This is a genomic window from Parabacteroides sp. merdae-related_45_40 (genome assembly GCF_001915675.1).
This window is the reverse complement of sequence record NZ_MNQY01000116.1, coordinates 13259-27567: the sequence shown is the minus strand read 5'-3', so window position 1 is coordinate 27567 and position 14309 is coordinate 13259. Positions and strand designations below refer to the sequence as shown.

At 44.5% G+C, this 14309-nt stretch carries 12 protein-coding genes and 1 tRNA gene; 7 read left to right on the top strand and 6 right to left on the bottom strand.

The window, feature by feature from the left end:
* Positions 1 to 2 precede the first annotated feature (2 nt).
* The gene (locus BHV83_RS14985; protein ID WP_005650890.1) at positions 3 to 3086 is read right to left on the bottom strand and encodes a SusC/RagA family TonB-linked outer membrane protein; all 3084 of its coding nucleotides are present in this window, start codon (positions 3084 to 3086) and stop codon (positions 3 to 5) included.
* Positions 3087 to 3421: 335 nt separating this feature from the next.
* Here BHV83_RS14985 and BHV83_RS14980 point away from each other — a divergent pair, with 335 nt between their 5' ends.
* Entirely contained in the window at positions 3422 to 3757 is a 336-nt protein-coding gene (locus BHV83_RS14980) for a helix-turn-helix domain-containing protein (protein ID WP_005640764.1), read from the top strand.
* A gap of 8 nt (positions 3758 to 3765) precedes the next feature.
* Here the strand turns inward: BHV83_RS14980 and BHV83_RS14975 are convergent.
* Positions 3766 to 3841 (bottom strand) — tRNA-Trp (locus tag BHV83_RS14975).
* 175 nt (positions 3842 to 4016) lie between these two features.
* Between BHV83_RS14975 and BHV83_RS14970 the strand changes: the two genes are divergently transcribed.
* Positions 4017 to 5519, top strand: a complete 1503-nt coding sequence (locus tag BHV83_RS14970; protein WP_195489478.1) for a glutamine synthetase family protein — start codon at positions 4017 to 4019, stop codon at positions 5517 to 5519.
* Between the two features lie 34 nt (positions 5520 to 5553).
* On the opposite strand, the gene BHV83_RS14965 is transcribed toward BHV83_RS14970, so the two are convergent.
* Genes BHV83_RS14965 through nhaD form a run of 4 tightly spaced genes read right to left on the bottom strand, consistent with a single transcriptional unit; the run spans position 5554 to position 8627 of the window.
* Positions 5554 to 6147 (bottom strand): uracil-DNA glycosylase family protein, encoded by a 594-nt coding sequence (locus BHV83_RS14965; protein WP_005646132.1) that lies wholly within the window; start codon positions 6145 to 6147, stop codon positions 5554 to 5556.
* Positions 6147 to 6503, bottom strand: coding sequence for an arsenate reductase family protein (locus BHV83_RS14960; RefSeq protein WP_005640769.1), 357 nt, complete (start codon positions 6501 to 6503; stop codon positions 6147 to 6149). Before BHV83_RS14960 ends, BHV83_RS14965 begins: the two co-directional genes overlap by 1 nt.
* A gap of 12 nt (positions 6504 to 6515) precedes the next feature.
* Positions 6516 to 7151 (bottom strand): DUF8491 family protein, encoded by a 636-nt coding sequence (locus tag BHV83_RS14955; RefSeq protein ID WP_005640770.1) that lies wholly within the window; start codon positions 7149 to 7151, stop codon positions 6516 to 6518.
* Positions 7152 to 7196: 45 nt separating this feature from the next.
* Positions 7197 to 8627 (bottom strand): sodium:proton antiporter NhaD, encoded by a 1431-nt coding sequence (gene nhaD / locus BHV83_RS14950; protein ID WP_286757670.1) that lies wholly within the window; start codon positions 8625 to 8627, stop codon positions 7197 to 7199.
* A 283-nt stretch (positions 8628 to 8910) separates the two neighbouring features.
* On the opposite strand from nhaD, the gene BHV83_RS14945 reads away from it, so the two are divergent.
* From BHV83_RS14945 to BHV83_RS14925, 5 genes are all read left to right on the top strand, one after another.
* Entirely contained in the window at positions 8911 to 10794 is a 1884-nt protein-coding gene (locus tag BHV83_RS14945; RefSeq protein ID WP_022322409.1) for an ABC-F family ATP-binding cassette domain-containing protein, read from the top strand.
* Positions 10795 to 10799: 5 nt separating this feature from the next.
* Positions 10800 to 11975, top strand: a complete 1176-nt coding sequence (locus BHV83_RS14940) for an MFS transporter (RefSeq protein ID WP_022322410.1) — start codon at positions 10800 to 10802, stop codon at positions 11973 to 11975.
* Positions 11976 to 11982: 7 nt separating this feature from the next.
* Positions 11983 to 12513 (top strand): methylated-DNA--[protein]-cysteine S-methyltransferase, encoded by a 531-nt coding sequence (locus BHV83_RS14935; RefSeq protein WP_005640781.1) that lies wholly within the window; start codon positions 11983 to 11985, stop codon positions 12511 to 12513.
* A gap of 310 nt (positions 12514 to 12823) precedes the next feature.
* Positions 12824 to 13180, top strand: coding sequence for a hypothetical protein (locus BHV83_RS14930; RefSeq protein WP_005640785.1), 357 nt, complete (start codon positions 12824 to 12826; stop codon positions 13178 to 13180).
* 138 nt (positions 13181 to 13318) lie between these two features.
* The gene (locus BHV83_RS14925) at positions 13319 to 14218 is read left to right on the top strand and encodes a YitT family protein (RefSeq protein ID WP_022322411.1); all 900 of its coding nucleotides are present in this window, start codon (positions 13319 to 13321) and stop codon (positions 14216 to 14218) included.
* The last annotated feature ends 91 nt before the right edge of the window (positions 14219 to 14309 follow it).

The following is a 14309-nucleotide window of genomic DNA, read 5'->3' as shown; positions in this document are numbered from 1 at the left end:
TTTTAAAATGTTGCTTGAACTCCGAAGTTGATGATTTTTCTCAAAGGATAGCCTCCTAAACTGGCGTCACGCTGTTCTGGGTCTGCATCTTTGACACCGTCGATGGTAATCAAGTTGGTTCCGTTGGTGTAAAGACGCAAATTGGAAATACCCGCTTTTTTCAATCCTTCGAAATTGAATGTGTAACCCAATTCAATATTTTTCAGACGCAGGTAGTTGGCATTTCTCATGAAATAGGTATTGTCGTTGTTGATCCAATACTGGTTTTCACGGTCCCATGTACGCGGTCCTTCCGAATACGGATTTTCCGGTGTCCAACGTTTGTCGTAGTCGCTCTTCAAGAAGTTACCAACTAAGCCTGACCATGTTTCGATATACACTTCAGCCCCGGTTGCTCCCTGCCATAACATCATCAAATCGAAGCCTTTCCACTTGGCTGTCAGGGTCAGACCGGCAACAAAACGAGGTTCCTGGTTCTTTTCCGGACGGATACGATCCAAACCATCTATTTTACCGTCACCATTCATATCTTTAAAACGAATGTCACCCGGAACGGTGTTGTCTGAATATAATAACCCTTTTGCGCGTGCTTCATCAATTTCTGCTTGTGTGTGGAAAATACCGTCTGCGACATAGAGTAACATATTGCGGCTACCTACCGGTCTACCGGTAGAGAATTGGTATTCGGGCACATTTTGTACTTCATCCCAAAAAGTGATTTCGTTGCGTGCATACGTCATGTTCAGAGATGCTCCGTATTCGACTTCTCCGATCTTATCCTGCCAGCTGACCAATGATTCGAAGCCTCTATTCTTCATTTCTCCCAGGTTTTCACGAGGTAATGTGATACCGGTGATTTCAGGCAGAGAAGCATTACGGGAGATCAGCATGTTGGTTCGTTTGTGATAGAAAACGTCTGTTTCCCAACTCAGGCGATTCTGCAAGAATTTGAAGTCCAAGCCGACATTGTAAGTTGTACCTACTTCCCAAGTGATATTCGGGTTGGGAGTACGGCTCGGATAGAGACGTTTGTTTTCCTGGCCACCGAATACAGTACCGGCATTGTTGAATGCGTAAGTAGTCAGATATTGGATGGAGTGGTCATAGTTGCCATCTCCATCTACCAATGCATCGTTACCTGTCTGAGAAACTGAACCACGCAGTTTGAAGTAATCGATAAAGCGGATATTATCTTTCCACCAATTTTCTTCAGAAGCACGCCAAGCTAAAGAAACGCCGGGGAAGAATCCATAGCGGCTCTCTTTCGGGAAACGGTAAGAACCATCTACACGCCAAACAAATTCGAATAAGTAGCGTTCCAAGTAGTTATAAGAAGCACGTCCGAAATAGTTCAATCGGGTTTCTTTCCAAGAATAACCTCTTGCAGACTGTCCTTCTTCACCCCCTAAACTCAATTCCGGTTTGGAATCGGAGATGAAACCTTGACGGAATGCCCATGTTTCTTCGTATTGCTTTTTCTGTCCTTCCATACCGAAAGTAACACCTATAGTGTGTTGTCCGAATGTACGATTGTAGTCGATTAATCCGTTTAGCATCCAACCGATTTGCTCACTGTGTTTACGTTCCAATTGTGGAGTGTCCAACCATTGTTTGGATGCACTCAATCCTTCGCTCCCTTCAGTTGTTCCATCCCATGTGTACAAGTACACCGGTTTTTTCATCAAACGGCGGTTTTGGAAGTGGATGTCGTAAGAACCGTTTCCGCGTAAAGTTAGACCTTCGATCCAAGGTACTTTTATATTGACTGACAAATTGTTTTGGATGTACTGGTTCTTATAGTGGTCGAAACCTGCCAAGTCAGTGCTGGTTACAGCCGGGTTGTCACCGCGTTCAACTGCAGGTCCCGGTTCGCCTGAAGGCCACCATGCTACCTGGTCGGGACGAGAACGACGGGCTGCACCAAAAATATCACCTGCTCCTTTAGCCGGATATTTAGTGTCCTCCAAGCGGGCTGTTACACCTAATTGGAAATCAACATACTTACTGGTCTTGACATCCAAGTTCGTACGCAGACTGTACTGATCGTATCGATTGGCGGAATTTCTGTACAAACCGTCTTCACCATTAGCTCCGAAGTTTGCGTAATATTTTACTTTTTCTGTACCACCAGATACGCCGATGTCTGCACGATATAGCGGAGAGGCGCCTTTTACGATTTCATCAAACCAGTCAGTATCTGGATATTTCCACGGATTAGCGTGTGTGCGGAAACCTTCGAGTTGTTCGTCAGAGAAAGAACCCGGAAGAACTTCGTTCAACATGGTTGCATATTCGTATGAATTAGTCATTTTGGGTAAACGGGTTGGTTGTGAGAAACCTGCACTTGCGTTAAATGAAACAACTGGTTTACCTTCTTTTCCGCGTTTTGTTGTAATTAAAATTACACCGTTCGCTGCACGTGCACCATAGATGGCGGCAGATGCGTCTTTCAATACGGAGATTGATTCAATTTCAGTCGGGTTCAATCGGTTCATACCACCATCACGGTCGGGCACACCATCGATTACAACCAATGGGTCATTACTGCCTAAAGAATTTGTACCACGTATACGAATTGTGGTACCGCCACCACCCGGTTCATCAGCTGTCTGAAAACCGATAACACCTGGCATACGGCCTACCATGCCGTTGGTAAGGTTGGTTGTCGGTGAGGCTTTCAGTTCTTCGCCGGATACACTGGCAACAGAACCGGTTACAGTCACTTTCTTTTGTGTGCCGTAGCCGACTACTACGACTTCTTCCAGTTTTTGAGTGTCTTCTTTTAAAGTTACATTGATCGTTGATTGGTTACTTACTGCAACCTCTTGAGTTTGATAGCCGATGTAAGAAAAGACGATAGTTGATTTGGAGGGAACTTCCAATGTGTAATTGCCGTCAATATCGGTGATTATACCGATTGTTGTCCCTTTTACTGATACGTTGACACCGATTAAGGGCTCACCGGTCGCATCCACAACAGTTCCTTTTATAGTCTTTTGTTGTGCGAATGCCGTTGCTGTAAACATGATGCAAAGCATAAAACAGCCGAGCATCCTGAATAAATGGTTTAAAGAATATCTTTCCATGTGTTTGGATATTAAATGAATATAAGGTTAAAAAACTAATATGGATATTGCTATCCAGCTAAAAAAACGGAATTTAGAGATGATAGATCATAGGCAACATGTATTAGGTGGAACATATATTTTAGATAAAAATTTACACATTTGATTATATCTTTATAGGTTAACAACTCTCTTGATTGATTTAAGAATGAGTTTTGTAAACACAATCCTCGTTAATAGTTTTAAATTGTATCAGCAGCAAAGATATTGCAAAATGTTATATATGTAAAAATAATCGCAATAAAATATTACGATGTATGCTTATTTTCTTCTTAGACAATTGTTAATTTGAAAGTATGAACAGTATATTGGAGAATATAGATACAATTCGAAGAAATAGAGGCTATTCGCAGGAATATCTTGCTATGCAGATTGGTATGAAGCAGGCTGGATTTAGCTTGATCATGTCGGGTGAACGCGAATTGAAATATAATACGCTATTGCAAATTGCAAATGCTTTGCAGATGTCTGTAATAGATGTTATTACATTTCCCGATAAATATGTTATGGCGAAAGGGAATGGAACATCGACCGAAGCTGTTCTGCAAATAAAATTGGACAGCGATAAAAAAGATCAGATATTGAATATTGTGTTTGGGGAACAGATTGCGGAATTGTTGAAATCGAAATGATTTCCTTTTGGCACGGAAGGAGAGGCTCGAACTCCCGACACCTGGTTTTGGAGACCAGTGCTCTACCAACTGAGCTACTTCCGTGTTTGCGAGTGCAAAGGTAAGAGAATATTCTATAATTCCAACTATATGTACGAAAAATAGTTGATGAAACCACTTATTTTCTCGATTCTTTGGTGATTCCCGGAATTTCTTTCCTATCTTTGGTGTAATAGAGTTGTTAATCGGGTATATAATTATACAAACAATCGACAAAGACATGAAAGACGAATTAGACATGAATGCCAACCTTTTGGTTGAGTTCCTTCAGAAGCCATCTGCCGAATTTACAAAGGCGGATATCGTATCGTACATTAAGGAGAAGAATATCCGGATGGTGAACTTTATGTATCCTGCAGGTGACGGGCGCTTGAAAACATTGAATTTTGTTATTAACAATGCTGCATATCTGGATGCAATCCTGACCTGCGGGGAGCGTGTGGACGGTTCCAGCCTGTTTTCGTTTATCGAGGCGGGTAGCAGCGACTTGTATGTGATTCCGCGTTTCCGTACGGCGTTTATCGATCCTTTTTCCGAATTGCCGACGTTGAGCATGCTGTGCTCGTTCTTTAATAAGGATGGCGAACCGTTGGAAAGCTCGCCTGAATATACGCTGCACAAGGCAAGCAAGGCGTTTTCGGATGTGACAGGTATGCAGTTCGAGGCGATGGGAGAGCTGGAGTATTATGTGATTGCGGATGAGGAAGATTTGTTCCCGGCAACTGATCAACGCGGATATCATGAATCGGGGCCTTATGCGAAGTTCAACCAGTTCCGTACGCAATGTATGCAATATATTGCACAAGCGGGAGGACAGATAAAATACGGGCATTCGGAAGTTGGTAATTTTACCTTGAATGGTAAAATATATGAACAGAATGAGATTGAATTCCTGCCTACGCGGGTGGAAGATGCCGCCGACCAGTTGATGATCGCCAAATGGGTGATCCGTAATTTGGCATACGAGTACGGGTTGAACATTACGTTTGCTCCGAAGATTACGGCTGGAAAAGCGGGTTCCGGCTTGCATATACATATGCGTATTATGAAGGATGGCAAGAATCAGATGTTGCAGGATGGCGTTTTGTCGGAAACGGCTCGTAAGGCAATTGCCGGCATGATGAAGTTAGCTCCGTCCATTACGGCTTTCGGCAATACGAATCCGACTTCTTATTTCCGTCTGGTTCCTCACCAGGAGGCTCCGACGAATATTTGCTGGGGCGACCGTAACCGCTCTGTTTTAGTGCGTGTTCCGTTGGGGTGGGCTGCCAAGAAGGATATGTGTTCGCTGGCAAACCCGTTGGAGGCAGATAGTCATTATGACACGACGCAGAAGCAGACGGTCGAAATGCGTTCGCCGGACGGATCGGCCGATTTATATCAGTTGTTGGCGGGATTGGCGGTCGCTTGCCGCTACGGGTTTGAGATCCCGGATGCGTTGGATATTGCAGAAAAGACTTATGTGAACGTGAATATTCATCAGGAAGAAAACAAGGCTCGTTTGGAAACATTGGACCAATTGCCGGATAGCTGTGCCGCCTCTGCCAAACGCCTGCAACAGCAGAGGAGGGTATTCGAACAGCATAATGTCTTTAGTCCGAGCATGATTGACGGTATCATAAAAAAACTGGAAAGTTATGACGACACGACATTACGTGAAGACCTGAAAAATGATCCGGAAGGAATGCTTGAACTGGTAAACCGGTATTTTCATTGCGGATGATGGTTACTTTAGGATCAAGCCGAAAGTGACTGATTTATATCATCTTTAAATCCTCGAACATCTGTTTATATACTGCGGCCTTTTCCTCTAACGGCTTGGGGTAAGCCCGGGAGGAAGAAGGCATGCGGTAGAGATGGAAAATGCGGCTCGACAGGGTGAAACGGGAGTAGGAGCCGACTTTGGGTTCTTCAACCGGAGGCAGCGTGGCGATAAGCGTGTCCATTGCCTTTTGACCTGTTACGACGATTGCTTCGCATTCTGGTATTTTGGCCAGAACCTCAACCGGGTTCAACGGTGTGACCACTTGCAGGAAGTTGTCGGAAGCATTATTCTTTAAACGGATGATTTCCATAGCCGTATCACCGATTCCGATCCCTTTTTCCCGGCAGAAGGCTTTTGCTTTCTCTTCACTGAAAGCTTTTTTGGTTTCTAAGAAATATTCTTTATCGTTATAGAAAACCAGTCCGAGTATCCGCCACATGTCGTTTTGGATATTCGGATAGTAGAAATTCATCGACCAGCGTGCACGCGGAGGTGGGAAACTGCCCAGCATCAATAATTTCGTGTTTTCCGGGAGGAAGAACCCTAACGGATGTTGCTCTATCGGCTGAGTGGCTGGCGTTTTCATTATTTTACCAGGTTGTTCCATTCGTCCGCTTTGAAACCGACCAAAACTTGATTTTCACTGATCAGCAAAGGGCGCTTGATCAATTTGCCGTCCGAAGCCAGCAAAGCGATCTGTTCCGCTTCGCTCATCGCAGGCAGCTTGTCCTTCAATTTCATCTCCTTATAAACCAGTCCGCTGGTGTTGAAAAAGTTTTTCAAAGGAAGCTTGCTGCGTTTGATCCATTCTGTCAGTTCTTCGACAGAAGGATTGCGATCGATGATATGACGATCCTCGTACGTTATTTTATGCTCATCCAGCCATTTTTTTGCATTTCGGCAGGTGTTGCATTTCGGGTATTCTAAGAACAGGTAGCTCATATAGTCACGGTGTTATTTGTCTTCTTTCTTCTGTCTTTTGGCATCTTCTTTGGCCATCAGCACGACATTGTACACGAAGTCGGTCATCCATTCTTCCGAATAGCCGAGCGTTTCTTTGTATTTCCGTATTCTCCAGGCGACTTTCTGAACACTGACATCTTTCCATTCCGAACGGGTTACAATCTCATGGATGGTCTTTTGTGTCTGCGAATATAACAGTTTCTTCACTAGCATGGAGAAGCGGAATTTCCATTGCATCAGGTTGTCGAGCAGGGAGAACAGGTCGTTGTTGAATCCCTGATACATGATGAAATAGGATTTGATGTCGTTCTGCGTCTTGCAGTTCTTTTTGATGGAGGCATCGATTTCCTTGAAGAAGTTTTCGTTCAGCCCGTATTCCTGCATTAGGATTTTGCGGGAACGGGATTTCTCGGCTATGCCCAACTTGTTGTTCTGAGTCGGGATCTTAAGCATCCGTTTGAACAACGCCATATCGTTCAATATATTGAGGTTGGTGATACCTAACTGCACAGCCATTACCGCCTGGTAATACACGCGGATCAGCGTAACGAACTCCTCTACGGAGCCTTTCGATACGACTTCTGTTTCTTCTTCTTTCTTCTTGAATAGTTTGGAAATGAAATTCATTGTGTATATTTATATTTATTGCCGACAAATATAATAAGAATCTTTTTATATGCCTAATAGTACATTTTGTAGGATGTAAACAGCGGCTCCCGACAGATAGCCGGCCAGTGCGAGCAACGAGATTCTTTTTAGATACCAGATGAAATTGATCCCTTCCAGTCCCATAACGACAACTCCGGCAGCAGAACCGATGATCAGCATGCTGCCACCCACGCCGGCACAATAGGCTAGGAATTGCCAGAACACGCCGTCTTGTACGAAATTGGCTATATAAGCCGGATCAGCAGCCGTAGCGACCATCGCATCCGAGGCAACGGGGTACATTCCGATAGCACCGGCGACGAGCGGAACGTTATCGACGATGGCGGAGAGCGTTCCGATAATCAGGTTGACGGCATATACATTGCCGATCGTATCGTCCAACCAGAGGGAAAAACTGCCTAAAACACCACTGCAACGCAGTGCGTCCACAGCCAGTAAGATACCGAGGAAGAACATCAGAGTAGCTCCGTCTATACGGCTCACTACTTTCGATAAACGGAGTTTCAGGTCCTCGTTGATCGGAGTTTTCCGGTACATCAATTCAGTGAATATCCACAGGATACCGACTCCCATCAAAATCCCCATGAAAGGGGGCAGGTGCGTGATCGTTTTAAACACCGGGACGAACAGCAGACAGAACACGCCGATGCAGAGGATCGCTAGTTTTTCGTTCGCTTTCAATACTTTTAATAGAAGGTTGTCACGGTTTTCCTCAAAAGCGTTGGGAGGCGTAACTTTGCCGTGCAAATAGCGGGATATGATCAATACCGGGACTAATGCCGATACGAGGCTCGGTAAAAATAGATGCGGGATCGTTGCCGAAGTCGAGATATTTCCTCTTACCCACAACATGATCGTTGTCACGTCGCCGATGGGTGACCAGGCCCCGCCACTGTTGGCGGCAATCACGATGATGCTACCGAAAATCCAACGCTCTTTATAATTGCCGATTAATTTCCGGATCAGCATGACCATGACGATGGAAGTAGTCAGGTTGTCCAGGACTGCCGACATGAAAAAGGTGATCGTAGCAATGACGAACAATAACTTCCGCTTGCTGTTGGTGGTGATGCGGTTGGTGATGAACATAAACCCTTCGTGAGAATCGACGAGTTCTACGGTGATCATCGCCCCGATCAGGAAGATCAAAGTCTCTGCGATCTCACCGATACTATCCAGTATCTGATGGTCGATGACGAAACGGATGCACTGGTCTGCATAGGGCAGATCCTTTATGAATGGGAATGCGTCTAAAAAAAGTTTAAATTCTTCGGCTGAAGCGGTCGGAATAAATTGAGGGGCCCCCAATGTATATAAAACCCAAAGGATTGTTCCAGTCAGGAGTGCTGTTCCCGCTTTATTGATTTTTAGCGGATGTTCCAGAGCGATAAGTAAATATCCTATCAGGAACACGATGATCATTGTTGTCAACATAGTGTATCTGTTAAAATTTATCTAAAGCGGCAAAAATAATAATTTATTATAAAAGGGAACATATTTGTTAAGAGGATTGTTTAAAACAGCTTGGCATATATTGTTGAATCGTCTGCCGGATAATCTGGTTTTCCCTTCTGATAATTGGATTTTTCCGCCGTAGTTGTTGTTTGCCGACAATTGTCAGCAGGCAACTGTTTCGGCATGAATATACGAAATAATCCCATCCATCGTGCTTGATCTTTTTGTATCTTTGTCCTGCATTTAAAGCAGATATGAATATATGATAAGTTATTTACAAATAGATAAGTTGACTAAAAGCTTCGGCGATTTGGTTTTATTCGAAGATATCACTTTCGGAATCGCGCAAGGGCAGAAGGTCGGGCTGATAGCTAAGAATGGTACGGGGAAAACGACTTTGCTAAATATTATAGCCGGAAAGGAGGATTATGACAGCGGGGCGGTTGTGTTCCGAAATGATCTGCGGGTTGGCTACCTGGAACAGATGCCGCATTATCCGGACGGCCTGACTGTTTTGCAAGCGTGTTTCTACTCTCCGAACGAGACGGTGCGTTTGATCGCCGAATATGAGCAGGCGATGGCAAGCGGCGATCATTCCAATCTCGAAGATATCCTGCTTAGGATGGATAACTTGAAAGCCTGGGATTATGAACAGCGTACCAAGCAGATTTTGGGACAGCTGAAAATCCATAACTTCGACCAGAAGATGGAAACGCTTTCCGGCGGGCAGTTGAAAAGGGTGGCTTTGGCAAACGTGTTGATCACCGATCCCGAATTGATCATCCTTGACGAGCCAACCAACCACCTGGACTTGGAAATGACCGAATGGCTGGAAGGATATCTTTCTCGCGCGAACATTAGTATTTTGATGGTGACGCACGACCGTTATTTTCTGGATCGTGTCTGTAGTGAGATTATCGAGATAGACCGGAAACAGATTTATCAGTATAAAGGAAATTACAGCTATTATCTGGAAAAACGACAAGAACGAATGGACGCGTTGAATGCCGAGGTGGACCGGGCCAGTAACTTGCTTCGCAAGGAGCTCGACTGGATGCGCCGTCAGCCGCAGGCGCGTGGGACAAAGGCGAAGTACCGGATCGATGCTTTCTACGAGCTTGAAAAGAAAGCCAAACAGCAGCATGAGGCCGGTAATGTCAACTTGGATGTGAAGGCGTCGTATATCGGATCGAAGATTTTCGAGGCGGAACATGTTTCGAAACGTTTCGGCGATCTGAAGATCGTGGAAGATTTTAACTATATATTCGCCCGTTATGAAAAGATGGGGATTGTCGGGAATAACGGAACGGGAAAATCTACTTTCATCAAGATGCTGATGGGGGAAGTGGAGCCTGACAGCGGTCGTTTTGACGTAGGAGAAACGGTCCGGTTCGGTTATTACAGCCAAGACGGCCTCCAGTTCGACGAGCAGATGAAGGTGATCGATGTGGTCCAGAATATCGCGGAATATGTTGACCTCGGTGACGGGAAGAAGATGGGTGTTTCACAGTTCCTGAACTATTTCCTTTTCGCTCCGGAAAAACAGCATAATTACGTTTACAAGCTGAGTGGGGGAGAAAAACGCCGTTTATATCTCTGCACGGTCTTGATGCGTAGCCCGAACTTTCTTGTGCTCGACGAACCGACGAACGACCTGGATATCGTCACGCTGAATGTGTTGGAGGAATATCTGCGGAACTTCAAAGGATGTGCGATCGTCGTGTCGCACGACCGCTATTTTATGGATAAGGTGGTCGATCATCTGTTGGTGTTTCGGGGAAATGCCGATATAAAGGATTTTCCGGGCAACTACACGCAATATCGCGAGTGGAAAGAGGTGCAGGATCAGTTGGAAAAAGAGACTGAAGCTGCACGACAGGCAAGAATGGCCCCCACTGTGGAGAAAACGTCGCGTCTTGAAAAGGTGCAGAAAAAGAAACTGACTTTCAAGGAACGCAAGGAGTTTGAAGCGCTCGAGGTCGAGATTCCTCTGCTTGAAGCCGAAAAAGCAGAGTTGGAAACGGCCATGAGCAGCGGTACGTTGAGCAATGACGAACTGTTGGCTAAATCCGAACGTATCGCAAAAGTGATAGAAGAAATAGATGAAAAAACAATGCGCTGGCTGGAATTGAGTGAACTGGCGTGAATAAAATGAAAGATTGTAAACCCATATTATGGAATCGGAATTTTGTGCAATGTTGCATTTCTTATTTCCTGATGAACTTCTCTTTCTATATGCTGATGCCGACGATGCCGGTCTATCTGGTGGAAGTTTTGGGGATCAGTACGGCAAATGTGGGGATCGCGTTGTCCAGTTATACAATCGGTCTGCTCTGTGTCCGGCCTTTTTCGGGTTTTTTGGTGGATTGCTTTTCGCGTAAGCCTTTATATCTTTTCGCCTTCTTCGTTTTTGCTTTCATGTTCGGCGGGTATCTGATTGCCACGACTATGTTGACTATTATGGCTGTCCGTTTCGTTCAGGGTGGTTTTATGGGGTTGACTTCGGTTGCCGGCAATACGATTGCGATTGATGTGATCCCTTCCTCCCGGCGTGGTGAAGGAATGGGATTTTACGGTCTGACAATCAATTTGGCGATGTCGTTGGCTCCGTTGGCAGCTGTTGCCATCTATGGGAAAGGTGGGTTTAATCTGGTTGTCTTTATTGGTTGGATGGCTGCTTTTATCGGGGTCGGTTCTGTCTGCCTGATCCGCTATCCGAAGCGAGAAAAGGTTCCGCGGCCGCATTTTTCCCTCGACCGTTTTATCCTGGTGAAGGCGTTGCCGGCTGCGCTCGCTTATATCCTGGTTGCAATTCCTTATGGGATGATTACTTCTTTTGTCGTTTTGTACGGAAAGGAAATAGAAGTGGCCAATCCTGGCTATTTCTTTATTTATATGGCGGTAGGAGTGGGGACGTCGCGGCTGGTCTCCGGTAGGCTGGTCGATCATGGGAAGATTCATTGGGTATCGGTCTGTTCTGCGGTCTGCTTGTTGGTGACGTTTACCGTGTTTGCAACTGTCCACCAGTCTTGGGTTTTCTTTGTCTGCGCCTTGATGATCGGTATCGGGTATGGAGTAGGGGTTCCGGCTTTCCAATGCCTCTTTGTCAATGTCGCTCCACATAATATGCGTGGAACGGCGACTTCTACTTATCTGACCTCTTTTGATTTGGGTGTCGGTATCGGGATGCTTTCGGCCGGTTTTATCGCTTCCTGTGCCGGATTGGCTGTGGCCTATGGAGTGGGAGCCGGTTGTTGTCTGGCTTCGCTTGGTGTTTATCTGCGTTGGGTGAGGCCATCGTATGAGAAGCATAAATTATTAGTATAAGTTTATTATGAAGAAAGAGAAAAATATTATCAAAGTACAGCGTTACGAATCGCCCTGCGGCCTGTTGCTACTCGGTTCGTTTGGTGACAAACTTTGTTTATGTGACTGGCAGGTAGAAAAACATCGTGATCATGTAGACCGGAGATTGAAACGGATGCTGTGTTCCGAATTTGAGGTAGGTACATCGGAAGTAATTGAGAAAGCAGCAAGGCAACTCGACGAGTTTTTTGCCGGAAAGCGTAAAGAGTTTGATGTGCCGCTTCTCTTTGTTGGTACGGACTTTCAAAAAACAGTATGGAACGAATTGCTGGAAATACCTTTTGGAAAGACAGTTTCTTATGGTGAAATGGCCCAGCGTATCGGTATGTCCAAAGCAGTCCGTGCGGTTGCCAATGCCAATGGTGCAAACTCCATATCGATATTCGCTCCTTGCCATCGGGTGATCGGTAGTGACCGTTCGTTGACAGGTTACGGCGGCGGGCTTCCGGCTAAAAAGTTCTTGCTTGAATTGGAATCCCAACCCAGACTGGCTTTGTAAATCAAAGGTCGTCCGATTTGTAAGTAGTCATGACGAAATTTCTGATGTTAATATCTGTGCACTATCGATTCGGTTGTTTGATAGGGAGTATGGTGTCTTATTTGTAGTAAATGTTTCATTTGAGCTTCAAAAAGATTTCTTAATTGTTAAATAGTATCCAATTTGCTAATCGTTAACAATATTTGAATATGTTCAAGAACAATATTATAAAACACATTGTTATATTTGCAGTAACGAAAAGATAAAAGGTAAAAAGAAAAGGGGCAAATGGCCCCTGTGTTTAGGTTTAACAATTTAATGTTTAGGTATTATGAGACGTTTAGGTATGGCTGTTGCAGCCGTTTTATTATGTGCAACAATGGGTTTTGCACGCGAGAACCGTAACAATGTGAGTAAAGAACCGTTTGCTATTAACTTTGAAAAATTGAGCAACTATTTGCAGTTGTCCTCTTATCAGGCCAATGAAGTAGCAAATATCAATGAGTATTTTCTGGATATGCAAGGGGAAAGTCTCCGGGCAAGTGAAAAAATGCGTGACAAAAAGATGCGTCAGGCTGTTTATGGAAATTTGAAGTTGATGAAGAAGGTTCTTACACCTGAACAGTATCGCAAATATGTGGTTCTGTTGAATGTGACAAATAATAATAACCGCACTTTGAATTTCTGATAATTCAATCTGGGCTAGGTTATTTTTGATAGCAGGAGAGATTGTATGCTTTATGTGTACAATCTCTCCTTTTTTATATATCTTTGCGCTGTTTTAACAAATAATGAACAATACAAAAAATCGAACAACAACGCAAACATGGAACAACCGTTTAATCTGGTTTCTAATGCCACGCTGAAAAAAAATGTAGCAGACTACACTTTGATCGTTATCGGTGCTTTTTTGCAGGCACTTAGTTACAGCTTATTTCTTGCACCTTATAAAATCGTACCGGGAGGGGTGTATGGTATATCGATTGTTTTGCACCACGTGACGCAGGGGCTTTTCTCTTTTATGCCCGAAGGATTGCCGATGGGTGCGACTGCTCTTTGTTTTAATGTGCCTTTGTTGCTTTTGGCCATGAAAAAACTCGGTTTGGCGTCAGGGCCGAAAACAATTGTGACTTTTGTCTTGATATCCATTTTTACAGATAGTTTTTCATATCTGTTTGCTAATCAGCCATTGGTTGAGAATGACAGTTTTATTGCTTGCTTTTACGGTGGTGCAATTTTGGGACTTGGAGTGACTTGTGTGTTCCGTGCGCAAAGTACGAGCGCCGGTACGGATGTGTTGGCCCGTGTGATCGCCCTAAATTCAAATTTGAAGGTAAGCAATATGATTATTGTCATAGATTCGACCGTGGTGATGTTGGGGTTACTTGTATTCCAAGATTGGGCGGTGCCTCTGTACTCTTGGTTTGCTATCTTCGTATTCGGAAAGGTGGTGGAAATGTTCCAGACCGAGAATCCAAACCGGGCGGTGTTTATCGTATCGCAGAAAACGCAGGAGGTAAAAGAACTGATTGTAGGAAAGATGGGGATGCGAGGTACTTTCTTGCATGGTCGCGGTATGTATGAAGGAAAGGAAAAAGAGATCATCTTTACCATTGCCGAGCGTAAAGACCTGCCCCGTTTGAAAGATGAAGTGAAGGAAATCGATCCGAATGCCTTTATCTCGACTATGCATGCAAGTAAGGATTCGCCGCGTCCGGGAATGTAAAGAGTTGAAAGTTGAGAGTTGAAAGTTGAAAGTTATTTTCGCTCTCAACTTTCAACTCTCAACTTTCAACTTTCAACTAAAATGTATACCT

Excerpts from the sequence above, each read along its gene's own strand:
- BHV83_RS14985 (WP_005650890.1), bottom strand. The coding sequence starts at position 3,086 with ATGGAAAGATATTCTTTAAACCATTTATTCAGGATGCTCGGCTGTTTT.
- BHV83_RS14980 (WP_005640764.1), top strand. The coding sequence starts at position 3,422 with ATGAACAGTATATTGGAGAATATAGATACAATTCGAAGAAATAGAGGC.
- BHV83_RS14970 (WP_195489478.1), top strand. The coding sequence starts at position 4,017 with ATGAAAGACGAATTAGACATGAATGCCAACCTTTTGGTTGAGTTCCTT.
- BHV83_RS14965 (WP_005646132.1), bottom strand. The coding sequence starts at position 6,147 with ATGAAAACGCCAGCCACTCAGCCGATAGAGCAACATCCGTTAGGGTTC.
- BHV83_RS14960 (WP_005640769.1), bottom strand. The coding sequence starts at position 6,503 with ATGAGCTACCTGTTCTTAGAATACCCGAAATGCAACACCTGCCGAAAT.
- BHV83_RS14955 (WP_005640770.1), bottom strand. The coding sequence starts at position 7,151 with ATGAATTTCATTTCCAAACTATTCAAGAAGAAAGAAGAAGAAACAGAA.
- nhaD (WP_286757670.1), bottom strand. The coding sequence starts at position 8,627 with ATGTTGACAACAATGATCATCGTGTTCCTGATAGGATATTTACTTATC.
- BHV83_RS14945 (WP_022322409.1), top strand. The coding sequence starts at position 8,911 with ATGATAAGTTATTTACAAATAGATAAGTTGACTAAAAGCTTCGGCGAT.
- BHV83_RS14940 (WP_022322410.1), top strand. The coding sequence starts at position 10,800 with ATGAAAGATTGTAAACCCATATTATGGAATCGGAATTTTGTGCAATGT.
- BHV83_RS14935 (WP_005640781.1), top strand. The coding sequence starts at position 11,983 with ATGAAGAAAGAGAAAAATATTATCAAAGTACAGCGTTACGAATCGCCC.
- BHV83_RS14930 (WP_005640785.1), top strand. The coding sequence starts at position 12,824 with ATGAGACGTTTAGGTATGGCTGTTGCAGCCGTTTTATTATGTGCAACA.
- BHV83_RS14925 (WP_022322411.1), top strand. The coding sequence starts at position 13,319 with ATGGAACAACCGTTTAATCTGGTTTCTAATGCCACGCTGAAAAAAAAT.